16 protein-coding genes are annotated in these 16,835 nt (G+C 66.4%); 5 read left to right on the top strand and 11 right to left on the bottom strand.

All coding sequences use genetic code 11. The features are described from left to right. Positions 1–48: 48 nt before the first annotated feature. Positions 49–1,662 carry an AMP-binding protein gene (locus tag V5734_RS08105; RefSeq protein WP_347312997.1) on the bottom strand — a complete coding sequence of 538 codons (1,614 nt, stop codon included), beginning with the start codon at positions 1,660–1,662 and terminating at the stop codon, positions 49–51. Between the two features lie 142 nt (positions 1,663–1,804). On the opposite strand from V5734_RS08105, the gene moaA reads away from it, so the two are divergent. Continuing rightward, positions 1,805–2,806, top strand: coding sequence for a GTP 3',8-cyclase MoaA (gene moaA, locus V5734_RS08100; RefSeq protein ID WP_347312996.1), 1,002 nt, complete (start codon positions 1,805–1,807; stop codon positions 2,804–2,806). 41 nt (positions 2,807–2,847) lie between these two features. Here moaA and V5734_RS08095 read toward each other — a convergent pair whose 3' ends face one another. Beyond that, complete coding sequence (locus V5734_RS08095) at positions 2,848–3,819, bottom strand: GlxA family transcriptional regulator (protein ID WP_347312995.1); 972 nt, start codon at positions 3,817–3,819, stop codon at positions 2,848–2,850. Between the two features lie 144 nt (positions 3,820–3,963). Between V5734_RS08095 and V5734_RS08090 the strand changes: the two genes are divergently transcribed. Together V5734_RS08090 and V5734_RS08085 are read left to right on the top strand one after the other, a co-directional pair. Next, positions 3,964–4,971: a GlxA family transcriptional regulator gene (locus V5734_RS08090; protein WP_347312994.1), complete on the top strand. Its 1,008-nt coding sequence runs from the start codon at positions 3,964–3,966 to the stop codon at positions 4,969–4,971. A 61-nt stretch (positions 4,972–5,032) separates the two neighbouring features. Beyond that, positions 5,033–5,476, top strand: coding sequence for a DUF1810 domain-containing protein (locus V5734_RS08085; RefSeq protein WP_347312993.1), 444 nt, complete (start codon positions 5,033–5,035; stop codon positions 5,474–5,476). A gap of 25 nt (positions 5,477–5,501) precedes the next feature. Here the strand turns inward: V5734_RS08085 and V5734_RS08080 are convergent, their stop codons facing one another. From V5734_RS08080 to V5734_RS08040, 9 genes are all read right to left on the bottom strand, one after another. Then, entirely contained in the window at positions 5,502–6,239 is a 738-nt protein-coding gene (locus V5734_RS08080) for a glutamine amidotransferase (protein WP_347312992.1), read from the bottom strand. A gap of 7 nt (positions 6,240–6,246) precedes the next feature. After that, the gene (locus V5734_RS08075) at positions 6,247–7,053 is read right to left on the bottom strand and encodes a pyrroline-5-carboxylate reductase family protein (RefSeq protein ID WP_347312991.1); all 807 of its coding nucleotides are present in this window, start codon (positions 7,051–7,053) and stop codon (positions 6,247–6,249) included. After that, a complete protein-coding gene (locus V5734_RS08070) occupies positions 7,053–8,219 on the bottom strand; it encodes a M20 aminoacylase family protein (protein ID WP_347312990.1) in 1,167 nt (388 codons plus the stop codon). The genes V5734_RS08075 and V5734_RS08070 overlap by 1 nt, the downstream gene beginning before the upstream one ends. Before the next feature lie 90 nt (positions 8,220–8,309). Next, positions 8,310–9,026, bottom strand: coding sequence for a type 1 glutamine amidotransferase (locus V5734_RS08065; RefSeq protein ID WP_347312989.1), 717 nt, complete (start codon positions 9,024–9,026; stop codon positions 8,310–8,312). Positions 9,027–9,028: 2 nt separating this feature from the next. Further along, on the bottom strand, positions 9,029–10,363 hold the full coding sequence (locus tag V5734_RS08060) for an NAD(P)/FAD-dependent oxidoreductase (RefSeq protein WP_347312988.1): 1,335 nt from the start codon (positions 10,361–10,363) through the stop codon (positions 9,029–9,031). 25 nt (positions 10,364–10,388) lie between these two features. Beyond that, a complete protein-coding gene (locus V5734_RS08055) occupies positions 10,389–11,207 on the bottom strand; it encodes an ABC transporter permease (RefSeq protein WP_347312987.1) in 819 nt (272 codons plus the stop codon). Further along, complete coding sequence (locus tag V5734_RS08050; protein WP_347313594.1) at positions 11,207–12,094, bottom strand: ABC transporter permease subunit; 888 nt, start codon at positions 12,092–12,094, stop codon at positions 11,207–11,209. Before V5734_RS08050 ends, V5734_RS08055 begins: the two co-directional genes overlap by 1 nt. Before the next feature lie 16 nt (positions 12,095–12,110). Beyond that, positions 12,111–13,247 (bottom strand): ABC transporter ATP-binding protein, encoded by a 1,137-nt coding sequence (locus V5734_RS08045; RefSeq protein ID WP_347312986.1) that lies wholly within the window; start codon positions 13,245–13,247, stop codon positions 12,111–12,113. Positions 13,248–13,311: 64 nt separating this feature from the next. Further along, positions 13,312–14,394, bottom strand: a complete 1,083-nt coding sequence (locus tag V5734_RS08040) for a polyamine ABC transporter substrate-binding protein (RefSeq protein ID WP_347312985.1) — start codon at positions 14,392–14,394, stop codon at positions 13,312–13,314. A gap of 182 nt (positions 14,395–14,576) precedes the next feature. Here V5734_RS08040 and V5734_RS08035 point away from each other — a divergent pair, with 182 nt between their 5' ends. Beyond that, the gene (locus tag V5734_RS08035; protein ID WP_347312984.1) at positions 14,577–15,254 is read left to right on the top strand and encodes a GntR family transcriptional regulator; all 678 of its coding nucleotides are present in this window, start codon (positions 14,577–14,579) and stop codon (positions 15,252–15,254) included. A 177-nt stretch (positions 15,255–15,431) separates the two neighbouring features. Beyond that, the gene (locus tag V5734_RS08030; protein ID WP_347313593.1) at positions 15,432–16,829 is read left to right on the top strand and encodes an aspartate aminotransferase family protein; all 1,398 of its coding nucleotides are present in this window, start codon (positions 15,432–15,434) and stop codon (positions 16,827–16,829) included. The last annotated feature ends 6 nt before the right edge of the window (positions 16,830–16,835 follow it).

Below are 16,835 nucleotides of genomic sequence, written 5' to 3'. Positions count from 1 at the left end.
CTTCTTCTGTTCCGAAATACTCCGGGGTCCGGGGCAGCGCCCCGGGGCTCACCGCCAGCGCAATTCCCGCCGCAGGATCTTGCCGGTCGCCGTCATCGGCAGGCTCTCGCGCCGCTCCACCCAACGCGGCGCGACGTGGGGGCTGACCCGCGCCTTCACCCGCTCGATCAGCGCCGCCTCCAGCCCATCCCACACGGCCCCCTCGCGCAAGGTCACGAAGGCCTTCACGACCTCGCCCCGGACCGGGTCGGGTACGCCCACGCAGGCCGCCATGACCACGTCCGGGTGCCCGGTCAGGCAGTTCTCGATCTCCGACGGGCCGATCCGGTAGCCGGCGGAGGAGATGATGTCATCGTCCCGCGCGACATAGGTCAGATAGCCCCCACCATCCATCGTGCCGAGATCGCCGGTCTTCATCCAGTCGCCCACGAACTTCGCGGCGGTCGCCTCCGGTTTCCCCAGGTATTCCAGGAACATGACCGGATGCCCGCGCTTCACCGCGATCTCGCCGATCTCTCCGGCAGCCACGGGCATTCCGGCCGCGTCGATCACCGCAACCTCCGCTCCCGGCACGGCCCGTCCCATCGTGCCGGGCCGCGTCGGGAAGAGGCCTTCGGCCGAACAGACGACGAGGTTGCATTCGGTCTGGCCATAGATCTCGTTGATCGGCGCGCCGAGCGCGCTTCGCCCCCAGTCCAGCATCTCGGCCCCGAGGCTTTCGCCACCCGACGACACCGCGCGGAGCACGAGCCCCTCGGGCACCGCCGCGCCGCGCATGAGCTTCAGCGCGGTGGGCGGCAGGAAGAGGTTCGTCGCGCGGGTGTCGCGGATCAGCCGGAACGCCTCGTCGGGATCGAATTTCCGCATCCGGCGCGACACGAGCGGCACGCCGTAATAGAGACACGGCATCGCCATATCCATGAGCCCGCCGATCCAGGCCCAGTCCGCCGGAGTCCAGCCGACGGCGCCGGGCTTCGGGAAGAAGCCTTGGCTCAGTTCCACGTTCGGCAGATGCCCGAGAAGGAAGCGGTGCGCATGAAGGACGCCCTTTGGCGCCCCGGTCGTGCCGGAGGTGTAGATCAGCACCGCCGGATCGTCGGCCGCCGTCACGGCCGGTTCCAGCCCCTCCGACGCGGCCGCGATGTCCTCCCACAGATCGCGGACCGGCGCGGCGGCCGGGTCGATGCAATAGACCTCGGCGAGGTCGGGCAGATCGCCGCGGATCGCGTCGAGCTTTTCGAGGCTTTCCCCGTCCGTCACGACGATCCGCGCCTTTGCGTCGGAAAGCCGGTACGCCAGCGCATCGGGACCGAAGAGCGTGAAGAGTGGCAGCACCACCGCGCCGAGTTTCATCGCCGCGAAATGCGCGATGAGAACCGCCGGCCCCTGCGGCAGAAGGACCGCGACCGTCTCCCCCGGCCGCAGACCCCGCGCGCGGAACGCATTGGCCAGACGGTCGGAGGCCGATTTCAGCTCGCCATAGGTCCAGCGCCGGACCTCGCCCGAACCGGACATGTCGATAAGCGCGAGCCGCCCGGGTTCCGCCCGGGCATGAGACTCGCAGCAGGCCTCGGCCACGTTGAACCGCGCCGGGATGCGCCAGCGGAACCCCGCGCGCAGCGCCTCCCAGGACCGCCCCTCGGTCAAGAGCGCACGCGTCATGCTCCGGCCCTTTCGGGGCGCGCGACGACGATCATCAGCGGAAAGAGAGCCTGCATGGCCGGGACGATAATCCGCCCCGCCCGTCCGGGCAACGCCCAGCTTTCCCCTTGCCGTGGTCGGGTCGTGGGCCTACCTTTGGCGCATGACTCCGCTGATCGACCCCTTTGCCCGTCCGATTTCCTACCTGCGCGTCTCGGTGACGGATCGCTGCGACTTCCGCTGCACCTATTGCATGGCCGAACACATGCAGTTCCTGCCGAAGAAGGACCTTCTGACGCTGGAGGAACTTGACCGGCTCTGCTCGACCTTCATCCGTCTCGGCGTCGAGAAACTCAGGATCACCGGAGGCGAACCCCTCGTCCGGCGCGACATCATGACCTTCTTCAAGGCGATGTCGCGGCATCTGGACACCGGGGCGCTGAAGGAACTGACGCTGACCACCAACGGCTCGCAGCTCGCCCGCTTCGCCGCCGATCTCGCGGCCTGCGGGGTGCGGCGCGTCAACGTCTCGCTCGACACGCTTGACGCCGCGAAGTTCCAGGCGATCACCCGCTGGGGACGGCTCAACCAGGTGATGGACGGGATTGCGGCGGCGAAGGCGGCGGGGCTTCGGGTGAAGATCAACACGGTGGCCCTGAAAGGCTTCAACGAGGATGAGCTTTTTCCGCTTCTCGACTGGTGCGCGGGCGAGGGCCACGACCTCACCTTCATCGAGGTGATGCCGATGGGCGAGATGGGCGAGGAGATGCGGCTTGACCAGTACTGGCCGCTGAAGGATCTGCGCGCGCGCCTGGCGGAGCGCTTCACCCTCACCGATCTCGCCGAACGCACCGGCGGCCCCGCCCGCTACGTGCGGATCGAGGAGACGGGCCAGAAGGTCGGCTTCATCACGCCCCTCACCCATAATTTCTGCGAAAGCTGCAACCGGGTGCGGGTGACCTGCACGGGCGAGCTGTTCATGTGCCTCGGACAGGAGGACAATGCCGACCTGCGCGCGCCCCTGCGGGCGTCGAGCGAGGACACGGCTCTGGAAACCGCGATCCGGTCAGCGATTGCCCGCAAGCCGAAGGGTCACGACTTCGACTATTCCCGCCAGAAGGTCGCCGGCCAGATGACCCGGCACATGAGCCATACGGGCGGCTGACGCGAAGCGTTTCCACGAACGCCGGACGCGCGGAACGGCGATCACCCCGACCGCAGCCGCGCCCATTCGCCCGGCGTCACCCCCTCGACCTCCCGAAAGACCCGGATCAGGTGCGAGACGTCGCAAAAGCCGGTCTCTGCCGCGATCTCGGTAATCGAATGCTCGCCCCGCTCCAGAAGCGCGCGCGCCTGTTCCAGCCGCACGCGCCGCCCGGCTTCCGCCGGCGTGATGCCGAGCGCATCGGCGAAATGACGTTCTAACTTTCTCCGTCCGACGCCAAGCTGCGCCGCGAGCCGGGCGATGGACAGCGGCGTTTCGGGATATTGCTGCATGATCAGCAAGGCGCGCTTGACGAGGGGGTCGCGCGCCGTCAGCCCGATCGGCAGGCCCGGCTGCGGTCGTTCGGCGGCCTGCGCTTCGTCCACGATCATGATCGACAGGCTTTTCCGGGCCGCCGCCCGGCCCAGATGTCGGTCGACGAGATAGGCCGCGAGATGCGCGGTCGAGGCGCCGCCGGACGAGGTCAGCCGGTCGCGGTCGACGACGAAGATCTGGTCGGTGACGGGGATCAGATCCTCGAATTCCTGAAGGAAATCCTCGCGGTGAAACCAGCTGACGCAGCAACGGTAGCCTTGCATCAGCCCGGCGCGGTGAAGGATGAAGGCCCCGGTGCAGAGCCCGACCAGCGGGATCTTCATTGCCGCCGCCCGGCGCAGGAACCCGATGGCTTCGGGGCCTAGTTGTTGGGTCCCGCTGATCAGCCCGCCAACGACGGCGATATAGTCGAAGCGCTGCGGGTCGCCGAGTTTTTCATCGGGCGTCACGCTCAGCCCGCAACTGCTTTCCACCGGGTCGAGCGTCGGGGCGATGACCTTCCACGAACAGAGAATCGGACGCGACCGGTCGCCCTCATCCGCGGCCAGCCGCAGCACATCGACGAAATTCGCCAGCGCCGCGAGCGTGAAACGGCGGGCGGGGACGATACCGATGCGAAGGCGCGGCGCGGCGGTCATGGCAACCTGGCTGGGGCGTGACGCGAATGTAACGCCAATATGACGCAACGATACAACGGCCGGGCAATGAAATCGACAAGAATTGGGTCAGTTTGCGACAAGCGCCCTCTCCCGGGCGGGTCAACAAAACGAGGTTTTGCTGCCATGTCCCATCAAAGCCCCATCCGCGCCATGCTCAAGGTGGCCCGTCCCGCCTCGCAGCCTGCCGGCGACACCCAGCGCTTCACCTTCCTCCTGCTCGACGGCTTCACGCACCTCGCGCTCGCCGCCGCGCTTGAGCCGATGCGCGTCGCCAATGCCGCGCTCGGCCGACCGGCCTATGCCTGGCGCATCGTCTCGATGTCCGGCGCGCCGGTCAGTTGTTCGCACGGTCTGACCGTACTCGTCGACGATGGCTTCGCCCCCCTCGCGCGGGGCGAGACGCTGATCGTCGTCGGCGGCCCGGCGACCGCCCGGCGTGACGAACCGGGGCTGAGCGCCGCCCTCCGCCGCGAGGCGGCGCACGGCGTGCGGCTCGGCGCGCTTTGCCTCGGCGTCTACGCGCTGGCCCGGGCGGGATTGCTCGACGGCGAGGAATGCGCCGTGCACTGGGACCTCGTCGAGGGTTTCGCCGAGGCCTTTCCGGAGGTCGAAATCAGCCGTGGCGCCTTCGCGCTCGGGCGCCGGCTGACGGCGGCCGGGGGCGCGGTCGCGTCCGATCTGATGTTGCATCTCATCGCCGAGGCGCATGGGGCGGATCTGGCCGCGCGGGTGGCCGATCTGCTCGTCTGCAACGGCGTCCGTAGCCCCAGATCCCAGCAGAAGGTCTCGGTCCAGTCGCGTTACGGAATGCGCAATCCGCGCCTCGTGAAGGTGCTGACCTGCATGGAGGCAAACCTCGAAACACCCCTCACGGCGCAAGAGATCGCCGACATCGCCGCGATGTCGGTGCGCCAGACGGAACGCCTCTTCGCGCGCTATCTCAAGACCACGCCGATGAACTTCTACATGAAGATGCGGCTTGAGAAGGCGCACCGCCTGCTGTCGCAGACCGAGCTTTCGGTCACCGAGGTCGCGCTTGCCTGCGGTTACAAGTCGAGCTCGCACTTCACCAAGAGCTTCCGCGCAGCCTATGCGGTCTCACCCCGCGCGATGCGCGTGGTCGCCGCCTGACGCACAGGGTTGGCAAACCGGCCCCAGCCAGCGCATCATGATCCCTGGGGGGGACTGTGCGATGGACGATCTGGCCCGGTTTCGCGCCGCGCAGGAGGGAGTATACGAAACCGCGCTCCGCGAGTTGCAGGCGGGACGCAAGACAAGCCACTGGATGTGGTTCATCTTCCCCCAGCTTCGCGGCCTTGGCCGGTCGGCCACGGCGGTCCGTTACGGAATTGCCGATCTCGACGAGGCGCGCGCCTATCTCGCCGACCCGGTGCTCGGCCCGCGCCTCATCACTTGTGCCGGGGCGCTTCTTGGACAGGAGAACGCATCGGCCGAGACAATTCTCGGACCGGTGGATGCATTGAAACTGCGCTCATCCGCCACGCTCTTCCGCGCGGCGGGGGATCAGCGGACATCCAGGCTTATGCAGGCCGTGCTTGACCGTTTCCATGACGGGCGCCCCTGCCCGCTGACACTCACACTCCTGCGGGACGATGCCCCGGGAACAACCCATTAGTGCACCACTCCGATCCGGGCCGGACTCAGCGGGCGAACCGCTCCACGAACCGCGCGAGGATGCGCTCTGGTTCCGTGACATCCGCCGCGCGGCAGAGCGCGATGAGGTCATCTGCCGCTTCGGGTCGGAAATAGCCCCTGTTGCGATAGATGCGAATGCGCGTCTCGAACCCGGCCGCATCGGCCTCGGGATGGAACTGGGTGGCATAGACGTTCCGACCTAAGCGGATCATCTGGTAGGGACACGCGCGGGACGACAGAAGATGCACGGCCCCATCCGGCAGAGCCTGCACCGCCTCCTTGTGGCCGACGAAGGCGTCGAAGGCTTCGGAAAGCCCTGCCAGCAGCGGATCGTCCCGCCCCGCCTCGGTCACCTCGCAGCGCGTCGTGCCGACTGGCTCGCCCCAGCGCGCCTTGGAGACCGGCGCGCCGAGGTAATGGGCGAGAACTCCGATCCCGTAGCAGCAGCCGAGGAACGGCACGTCGCGCGCGACGATCTCCGGCATCAGGCCGAGGATCGCCTCCTCGATCCGCGCCTCGGCCGGATCCTTCGTCTCCGGCGGGTCCGAGACGCAGCCGGGGCCGCCGCCGACGATGACGCCGGAATGGTCCGCAAGGGCGAGACCCTCGGGCAGATCCTCGCAATCGAGCCGGATGCGGGTTGTGTCGCTCTCGGCCAGACCGCCCTTGGCGAGGAAGGCCGCGAATTCGTCGTCCGCCGCCTCGGTCTCGGGGCGGAGCTGGAGGATGAGGAACGGCTTCACCCGCGCCTCACCCCGCGATGGTGCGGGCGCGGGCCACCGAGGCGTCGAGCGCGCGGGCAAGGTCGTCCTTCATCCCCGACGCACGCATCACCTCAAGCCCGGCAGCGGTCGTACCGGCATAATCGATCATCGCCCGAACCTGCTGCGCCGCCGTCGGTGCGGCCTGGGCCAGCAGGGTTCCGCTGGAAAGAAAGAGCTGCCGGACCGCGCGGTCGGCCACGTTCGGGGCGACACCCCGCGCGACGGCATAATCGGCTATCATTTCCGCGAAGGCCGCGACGAAGCCGGGGACCGGCCCCGTGATCGCGGTGAAGACGTCGATCTGATCCTCCGTCCGCACTTCGTCGCAAAGACCGCAGGCGGACAGCAGCGCACGGGACAGAGCCCGGTCATCGCACGTCGCACCGGGGCCCGCGACGAAGGGCGAATAGGCAAGCCCCATGGCAGCAGCCGGGCTCGACATCGCGCGGATGACCCGGTCGTGGCCCGCGATCCGCGTCAGCCGCTCCAGCGTCACCCCGGCCATGACGGAGATGACCGGGCCGCGCGGAGAATTCAGCGACAGCGCCCCGGCCATCGCCGGCGGAACGGCGAGAAGCGTGATGTCCGCGGCACCTGCGGCGGCGGCCGGATCGGTGGTGACCTTGATCCCCTTCCAGCCGGCAAGGCGCGGGGCCTTGCCGCTGGTCGTCGCCACGCGCAACCGAACCGGCATCAGCCCGCCACGCTCGATCATCGCGCGCGCCATCGCGGCGCCGAGGTCGCCGGCACCGATCAGGGCGACGTTGAATGTGGACAGGTCTCCGCCAGGCATCAGGCCGCCGGCATCCGCGTCTCGACCATGCCGGCATACCAGCTCGACCCGAAGGGGATCGCGTTGTCGTCGAAATTGTAGGCCGGATGGTGGACCATCGCAGTGTCGCCATTGCCAAGGAAGATATAGGCGCCGGGGCGTTCGTTCAGCATGAAACTGAAGTCCTCGGCCCCCATCAGGGGGGCGGTATCGGTATCGACCTTGCCCGAGACCGCCTCAGCCACCTCGGCGGCGTAATGGGTGTTCTCCTCGGCATTCATCGTGACCGGATAGCCGCGCATGTAGTTGACCTCGGCGGTGGCCCCGTGGGCGAGCGCGGTGCCCTCGACGATGGCCTTGATCCGCGCCTCGACAAGATCCTGCACCTTGGGATCCATCGTCCGCACGGTGCCCCGCATCAGCACGGTCTGCGAGATGACATTGTGCGCCTCGCTCTCGGTCTTGACCGTGCAGACCGAGACGACGACCTGTTTCAAGGGGTCGACGACCCGGCTCGCGATGGTCTGGAGCGCGAGGATGATATGGGCCGACACGACGGTCGTATCGATGCAGTCATGCGGCTTGGCCGCATGGCCGCCCTTGCCGGTGACGAGGATGTCGAACTGGTCTGCCGCCGCCATCATCGCGCCCGGGCGGATCGCGAACTGGCCGACCGGGATGCCGGGCATGTTGTGCATGCCGTAGACTTCCTGAACGCCGAAGCGCTCCATCATGCCGTCGGCCACCATCTCGCGGCCGCCGCCGCCGCCCTCCTCGGCGGGCTGGAAGATCACCACGGCGCGGCCGTCGAAATTGCGGGTCTCGGCGAGGTATTTCGCGGCACCGAGCAGCATCGCGGTATGGCCGTCATGGCCGCAGGCATGCATCTTGCCGGGGGTCTTCGAGGCGTAGGGCAGCCCCGTCGCCTCCTTGATCGGCAGCGCGTCCATGTCGGCGCGCAGGCCGATGACGCGGCCCTTGCCGTCGGTCTTGCCGTTGATTACGCCGACGACCCCGGTCTTGCCGATGCCTTCGACGACCTCGTCGCAGCCGAACTCGCGCAAGAGATCGGCGACGCGCCCGGCGGTCCGGTGCACGTCGAACTGCAATTCGGGATGCTCATGGAAATCACGGCGCCAGGCGGTGATTTCCGGCAAAAGCTCGGCGAAACGGTTCTTGACGGGCATGTCGGGTTTCCTTCCATCATTCGGCGCACCGGAGTCCGGCGTGCATCGGGCAAGATCGTCGGCCAATTCGGCCGTCCCTGCAAGGGCGGATCAGGTCAAAAATGCCGCCGCGATCAGGTCGGGCAGGACCTCGGGATTGGCCTCGCGGGCGAGGTTGCGCAATCCCTCCTCGGCCACCTCGTCCGAGATCGTCTTGCCGCGCCTGTACTCGATCAGGGCGCGGACATAGTCGGCGGGGAATTCCGGATGGCCCTGGAAGGTCAGCGCGAAACCGGGATACCAGAGCGCGGCATTCTCGCAGAACTCCGACGTGGCGATGCGCCAGGCCTCGACCGGCAGATCCTCGACCTGATCCTGATGCCAGGACTGGAGGGCAATCCGCTCCGGCGCGCGGCCGAGCGCGGCGGGCCAGTTCACCGGCGTGTAGTCGTGGACGCCGAGGCCCCAGCCCTTCACCGATTTCCTGACCACGCCGCCGAGGGCTTGGGCGATGATCTGGTGGCCGAAGCAGATACCGACCATCGGCCGCTTGCTGTCATGGCAGATCTGGATGAACTCCTCCAACGGCGCGATCCAGTCATGCCCCTCGTAGACGCCGAAGCGGGAGCCGGTGATCACCCAGAGGTCGCATTCCGCCGGGCTGTCCGGAAACTCGCCGTCGAGCACCGCATAGGGCCGGACCTGCGCCCCGAGGGGGGCGAGCCATTCGCCGACCATGCCGGGATAGTCGCCAAAGGAGGGCGCGAGGTCTTCCGGAGGACGCCCCGTCTCCAGGACACCCACAACCCCGAAACCGCCATCCTGCATCGTCAACTCCTGTCCTTGATTCCGTACCAGGCATAGGCCGCCGGCAGCACCAGCCGCCGCAGCCCGCCGAACGGGAACCGCTTCGGCTCCGCCGCCATCAGCGCGGGCACCCTGCCCTTTCCCGCCGCCAGTTCGGCCAGCATCCGCCCCGACCATGTGCCAAGCGCCACGCCGTTGCCGTGCCAGGCGAAGCCCGCCCAGGCATCCTGCCAGTCGCCGATCGGCCCGATATAGGGCGTGAGGGCGCGCGTGAGGCAAACGAAGCCCGACCAGTAATGCGGCGTCTCGACATGTTTCCACGCCGGGAACATCGCTTCGAAATCCGACCGCGCGCGGGCCTTCATGCCCGCCTGCGCCGCCGACCCGGCGCTGGTGCCGCCACGCACACCGAACAGCATCCGGTTGTTCGGCATCAGGCGGAAGTAGTGCAAGAGGTTCCGGGTGTCGTAGGCCATCCCGTGCGAGGACCAGCCCTGTGCGGCGATCTCCGCATCGGTCAGCTCCCGCGTCACCAGGATCGCCGACTGCGCCGGCAGATAACGGGCGCGCATCCAGTCCGGGACGTCGTCGCTCGAATAGCCGTTCGTCGCCACGATCAGCTTCTTCGCCCGAAGCCGCCCGGCGGGCGCATGCAGAACATACTCCCCGTCCTCGCGCGTGATCGCACTGACGGGCGAGCCCTCGTAGATCCGCGCCCCTTCCGCCTTCGCCGCCGCCGCGAGTCCGAGGACATATTTCAAGGGGTTGAGCGCGAAGCCGAGCGCCATGCGCAATCCACCGTGGAAGTTCGGCCCGGCCATTCCTTCCGCGACAAGGTCCGAAGGGCCGAGCACCTCGACCTTCACGCCGTAGTCGCGTTCAAGCTGCGGCGCCTCTTCGCGCAAGGCCGCGAAATCGCGCGGACGATGGGCAAGGACGGTTTCGCCCTCGTGCGAATGGGTGTCGGCTTCGATCCCGTAGCGTTCGATGATCGCGGCCACGAGGGGCGAGGTCGCCTTTTGCGTCCGGTGCCATTCGGCCATCGCCTCATGCCCGAAGCGGCGCAGAAGTGCGGCGTCAGTGGCCTTGGTACCGCCGATCGTCGCGAAGCCGCCATTGCGCCCCGAGGCCCCCCAGCCGATGCCGTTGGCCTCGACCACGGCGACGTCGGCGCCGGCGTCGCGCGCGAGGTGCAGTGCCGCCGAAAGCCCGGTATAGCCCGCGCCGAGCACCGCCACCTCGGCCCGAACCTCGCCGGCAATCGCCGGACCGCGCGCGGGGCGCGTGACCGTGGTGTCCCAATAGCACCCGGCCACCGGCCCGTCGCCGTAGGCGTGATCTTCATATATGCGCTTCATCGGTGCGTCCGGGCGCGCGCGGAGGTCAGGTCCGCGCCGCTGCCTGCTCCTCCGCCCGTTGCCGCGCGATCGACTGTTTGGAGATCAGCGAGGCGGTAATCACACCGACCGTCACGATCCCGATCATGAGCGTGGACAGCGCGTTGATCTCGGGGCTGACGCCCAGCCGCACCGACGAGAAGATCTTCATCGGCAGCGTCGTCGAGGACGGACCGGCCGCGAAGGAGGCGATCACCAGGTCGTCGAGCGACAGGGTGAAGGCCAGAAGCCAGCCCGAGATCACCGCCGGCGCGATGATCGGCAGCGTAACCGAGCGGAAGGCGTCGAACGGCGTGCAGCCAAGATCCAGCGCCGCCTCCTCCAGCGACTTGTCGAAGGTGACGAGGCGGGACGAGACGACGACCGAGACATAGCACATCGTGAAGGTCGTATGCGCCAGAACGATGGTTCCCACGCCCCGGTCCATGCCGATGGAGATGAAGAGAAGCAGCATCGCGAGGCCGGTAATCACCTCGGGCATGACGAGGGGCGCGTAGATCATGCCGGAGAAAAGCGTGCGCCCCATGAAGCGCCCCGCCCTGACCAGAACATAGGCCGCCATCGTCCCGAGGACGGTGGCGAGCGTCGAGGACAGCACCGCCACCTTCAGCGTCACCCAGGCGGCATCGAGGAACGCCTGGTTGCCCAGAAGCTCGCCATACCACTTCGTCGAGAACCCGGCCCAGACCGTCACCAGCTTCGAGGCGTTGAACGAGAAGATGATCAGGATGACCATCGGCAGGTAGAGGAACGCGAAGCCGAGCGTCAGCGAGGTCGCGTTGAACCAGGAAAACCGGCGGTTCATCAGTTCGCCTCCCTCTGCTTCTGTTCGTTCCGCTGGAAGAGGATGATCGGGACGATCAGGATCAGGAGCAGAACGACCGCCACCGCCGAGGCCACCGGCCAGTCCCGGTTGGCGAAGAACTCGTCGTAAAGCGTCTTGCCGATCATCAGCGTCTCGTTCCCGCCGAGGATCGACGGAATGACGAATTCGCCGAGCGCGGGGATGAAGACGAGGAAGCAGCCCGCGATCACGCCGGGCCGTGACAGGGGGAAGGTGACGAGCCAGAAGGCCGAGGCCTTGGAGCAGCCAAGATCTTCCGCCGCCTCGATCAGCGATCCGTCGAGCTTTTCGAGCGACGCGTAGATCGGCAGGATCATGAACGGGAGATAGGCGTAGACGATGCCGATATAGACCGCGACGTTGGTGTTGAGGATCGTCAGCGGCGCGTCGATGATCCCGGTCCACATGAGGACCTGGTTGAGGAACCCCTCGCCCGACAGGATTCCGATCCAGGAATAGATGCGGATCAGGAACGAGGTCCAGAACGGCAGGATGACGAGCATCATCAGCGTCGGCCGCCACTCGTCCGAGGCCTGCGCCATGCCGTAGGCGATGGGATAGCCCACGAGAAGCGTGATGAAGGTCGAGATCGCGGCGATCTTCAGGCTCGACAGGTAGGCCTTCCAGTAAAGGGCATCGGAGGCGAGGAAGGTGAAGTTCTCGAAATCGAGTTCGCTGAAGAAACGCGTGATGCCCTCCCAGCCCGCCGACAGGTCGAGCGTCGGCGTATAGGGCGGGATCGAGATCGCGTAGTCCGACAGCGCGATCTTCAGGACGATGACGAAGGGGATGAGGAAGAAGACCAGCAGCCACAGATACGGCGTGGCGATCAGGAAGAAGCGCCGCAGGTTCATCGCGCGCCCCCTATGTCCGGAGAACGACGCCCGCCGTGTCCGTGAAGGACAGGAAGACATTGTCGTCCCAGGTGATGTCGCGGCGCGCCAGCCGGCGCTCGTTGGCGACCTGCGCCTTGATCATCCGGCCGCCGGCCACCTCGACCTTGTAGGTGGAGATGTTGCCGAGATAGGCGATGTCGCTGACCTTGCCCTCGATCACATTGGCGCGGCCTTCGGGGCGCTCGGTGGCGATGGCGACCTTCTCGGGCCGGATCGCGAAATGGACGGTTGTTCCCGGGGCGATCGCCTCGGCCGAGGTCGCGGCGATCTCGGGCTGGCCCTCGGCCCAGGCGATGGAATACTTGTCGCCGTTCGGCCGCGCCGTGCCCTCGACGATGTTCACGTCGCCGATGAAGTCCGCCACGTAAACCGAGTTCGGCGTTTCATAAATCCGGTCCGGCGTGTCGACCTGGATCATGCGCCCGTGATCCATCACCGCGACGCGGCTCGCGACCGTCATCGCCTCCTCCTGGTCGTGGGTCACGATCACGAAGGTGGTGCCGGTCTTCTCCTGGATGTCCATCAGTTCGAACTGGGTGTCCTGCCTCAGCTTCTTGTCGAGCGCGCCCAGGGGCTCGTCCAGCAAGAGCAGTTTCGGCGCCTTGGCGAGCGAACGGGCAAGCGCCACGCGCTGGCGCTGGCCGCCGGAAATCTGGTGCGGCTTGCGCTTGGCGAACTTCTCAAGCCGCGTCAGCCGCAGCATCTCCTCGACCCGCGCCGGGATCTTGTCCTTCGGCATGTCGGACCGCTTCAGCCCGAAGGCGATGTTGTCCCAGACGGTCAGGTGCGGAAAAAGCGCGTAGGACTGGAACATCATGTTCGTCGCCCGCTTGTTCGGCGGGATCGGAGCGATATCGACCCCGTCGAGCAGGATCGTCCCGGAGGTCGGCGTCTCGAACCCCGCGAGCATCCGCATCAGCGTGGTCTTGCCGCAGCCCGAAGGCCCGAGCAGCGCGAAGAACTCGCGACGGAAGATGTCGAGCGTCAGGTCGTCGATCGCGACGAACTCGCCGAATTTCTTCGTCACGTTCTGGAACCGGATCAGCGGTTTTTCGGCCGGATCGTTCCAAGGCTCGAAAACCGGGCGGTTGGCGGGCTGGGCCATGCTATCCCTCACAGTTGAAACGCCCCGCGCCGGTGGGGCGCGGGGCGGGTATCGGCCTGTCGGATTAGGTGCCCGACTTGACCTTGGTCCACATCCGCGTCACCTGACGGTTGACCTGCGGATCCCAGGGCGAGTTCGTGTAGAGGTTCGCCGTCGTTTCCGCGTCCGGATAGATCGCGGTATCACCGATCACGTCCTCGTTCAGGAATTCCTGCGACGCCTTGTTGCCATTGGCATAGTAGACGTAGTTCGACGCCGCGGCCGCGTTGTGCGCATCCAGGATGAAATTGATGAACTTGTGCGCCGCGTCCGCATTCGGCGCATCGACGGGGACCGCCAGCTGGTCAAACCACATCAGCGCGCCTTCCTTCGGGATGTGGTACTCGATCTCCACCCCGTTGTCGGCTTCGGCAGCACGGTCGCGCGCCTGCAGGACGTCCCCCGACCAGCCGAAGGCGACGCAGATGTCGCCGTTGGCGAGCGCGTTGATGTATTCGGACGAATGGAACTTCTGCACATAGGGCGCCACCGCGGTCAGGAGCGGTTCGGTCTTCGAGATCGTCTCGAAGTCCTGCGCATCCGGATCCTCGCCAAGATAGCGCAGCGCGGCGGCGACGACTTCATCCGGCGCGTCGAGCATGTGCACGCCACAGGCGCTGAGCTTTTCCATGTTCGCCGGATCGAAGATCAGCGCAAGCGAGGTGACGGGCGCGTCCTCGCCAAGCACTTCCTTGACCTTGTTGATGTTCACGCCGATCCCGGTCGTTCCCCACATGTAGTTGACCGAGTATTCGTTGCCCGGGTCGAACCGCGAGGTCCGCTCCGCGATCACATCCCACACGTTGACCAGGTTCGGCAGCTTCGACTTGTCGAGCTTCTGGAACGCACCGGCCTGAATCTGCCGTTGCAGGAAGCGGCCGGTCGGAACCACCACGTCATAGCCCGACGACCCGGCCAGGAGCTTGGTCTCGAGAATCTCGTTCGAATCGAAGACGTCGTAGATCAGCTTGATGCCGGTCTCGGACTCGAACTTGGTGAGCAGTTCCTCGTCGATATAGTCCGACCAGTTGTAGACATGGACCTCTTCGGCCCCCGCGATGCCAGCGGCCAGAACGGCCGCCGCAATCGTCATCCCCGTAACCTTCATGGTACCTCCTCAGGTCTGCTGGAGTGGTCAGACAGGCCAGCCTGCCCGCCTGATGGCTTGTTGCGCTTCTTGTTTTGCCATTTTGATCAAATTTTGCGACTCAAATCAACATGGCTTTTCCGTGAAGCGCAATCTATTATGAAGGATACGGATTTTCGTGCGGCCCCTGTCAAGGAACGGGAATGAAAAACCTACGTGAAGCGGACGAATCGCCCAGAAAAGTGCCATCGCACGAAATTACCTACTGCCGGCTGCGCGACATGATTCTCTTCGGCCAGCTGACACCCGGCCAACCGGTGACAATTCAGGGGCTGACCGCAACGCTCGATGCGGGCATGACCCCGGTGCGCGAGGCGATCCGGAAGCTGACGGCGGAGGGCGCGCTGGTGCTTCAGGGCAACCGCCGCGTCTCGGTGCCGCAACTCATGGGATCGCAGATCGACGAACTTGCCTTCGCCCGGCTGACGATCGAGCCGAAACTGGCGCATATGGCCGCAAAAAGGCTGCAACAGAAGGATATTTCCGAACTGGCGCGGATCGACGCGGATATCGACCAGGCCATCGGCGCCGGCGATGTGCAGCGCTATCTCGCGAACAATTACCGCTTCCATTTCACCCTCTACGACCGCGCCGATGCGCCGATCCTGCTCTCCATCGCGCATTCGCTGTGGCTCAGATTCGGTCCGTCGTTGCGGGTCGTCTGCGGCCGCTACGGCACGTCGAACCTGCCGGACCGGCACGGCGAGGCGCTGGCCGCGATGCGGGGCGGCGATGCCGAGGGACTGGCGCGGGCGCTCGAAAACGACATCGCGCAGGGAATCGATCAGGTCAGGCTGTCGCTCGGCGGCGCCGAAATTTGATCAAATTCGGTTGACAGCGCCGATTTTGATCATATCCTGATCGCCGACCCCGCCGCGCGAAGGGTATCCGGCCGACCGTCTCCTCCAGCGGGGCGAGCCGCCGGATTTACCGCCTCGCCCGGCAAAGGATCACGTTCCGCCACACGCCCACCGGCCCATCAGATGACAGGTTCCGCGATGACCCAGATCACCAATCACATGCCCACCAGGGAACTCCAGGCGCTGGATGCCGCGCATCACATGCACCCCTTCACCGCCGATGCCGAGCTTGCCCGGAAGGGCGCGCGGATCATCACCCGTGGCAAGGGTGTCTATCTCACCGATAGCGAAGGCCAGCAGATCCTCGACGGCATGGCCGGGCTCTGGTGCGTGAACGTCGGCTATGGCCGCAAGGACATCGCGGAGGTCGCCGCGCGGCAGATGGAGGAGCTGTGCTATTACAACACCTTCTTCCAGACCTCGCATGTGCCGGCCATCGCGCTGGCCGCCGAGATCGCGAAGCTCGCCCCCGGCGACCTCAACCACGTCTTCTATGCAGGATCGGGGTCGGAGGCGAACGACACCAATATCCGCCTTGTCCGCCGCTACTGGGAGGTGAAGGGCAAGCCCGGGAAGAACATCATCATCAGCCGCACGAACGCCTATCACGGCTCCACTATGGGCGGCGGCTCGCTCGGCGGCATGGCCGGCATTCATGCCCAGGGCGGGCTGCCGATCCCGAACATCGTCCATATCGGCCAGCCCTACTGGTACGGCGAAGGCAAGGACATGAGCGCCGAGGAATTCGGCCTGCTGCGCGCCCGCGAGCTTGAGGCGAAGATCGAAGAACTGGGCGTCGACCGCGTCGCCGCCTTCATCGGCGAACCGATCCAGGGCGCCGGCGGCGTCATCGTCCCGCCCGCGACCTACTGGCCCGAAATCCAGCGCATCTGCGACAAGTACGGCATCCTCCTGATCGCCGACGAGGTCATCACCGGCTTCGGCCGCACCGGCAACTGGTTTGGCAGCCAGACCCTCGGCATCAAGCCGCATATCATGACCATCGCCAAGGGTCTGTCGTCGGGCTACGCGCCGATCGGCGGTTCCATCGTCTGCGACGACATCGCCGCGACCGTCGGCGGCGCGGGCGATTTCAACCACGGCTACACCTATTGCGGCCACCCGGTCGCCGCCGCCGTGGCGCTGAAGAACCTCCAGATCCTGCAGGAGGAGAAGATCGTCGACCACGTCAGGAACGTGGCCCATCCCTACCTGATGGAACGCTGGAAGGCGCTCGAGGATCATCCGCTGGTGGGCGAGGCGTCGCTGGTCGGGCTCATGGGCTCCATCGCGCTCACGCCGAACAAGGAAACCCGCGCCGCATTCGCGTCGGAGGCCGGCACCGTCGGCTATCGCTGCCGCGAGCGCTGCTTTGCCAACAACCTCGTCATGCGCCATGTCGGCGACCGCATGATCATCTCGCCGCCCCTCGTGATCACCCCGTCCGAGATCGACGTTCTCATCGAGCGCGCGACGAAGTCGCTCGACGAATGCTATGCGGGCCTGAAGTCCGACGGGCTTCTGAAAGCGGCCTGAGCGGGG

The sequence above is a fragment of the Defluviimonas sp. SAOS-178_SWC genome (assembly GCF_039830135.1).
In the GTDB taxonomy this organism is placed as follows: Bacteria; Pseudomonadota; Alphaproteobacteria; order Rhodobacterales; family Rhodobacteraceae; genus Albidovulum.
This window is presented reverse-complemented; position numbering and strand designations above follow the sequence as displayed.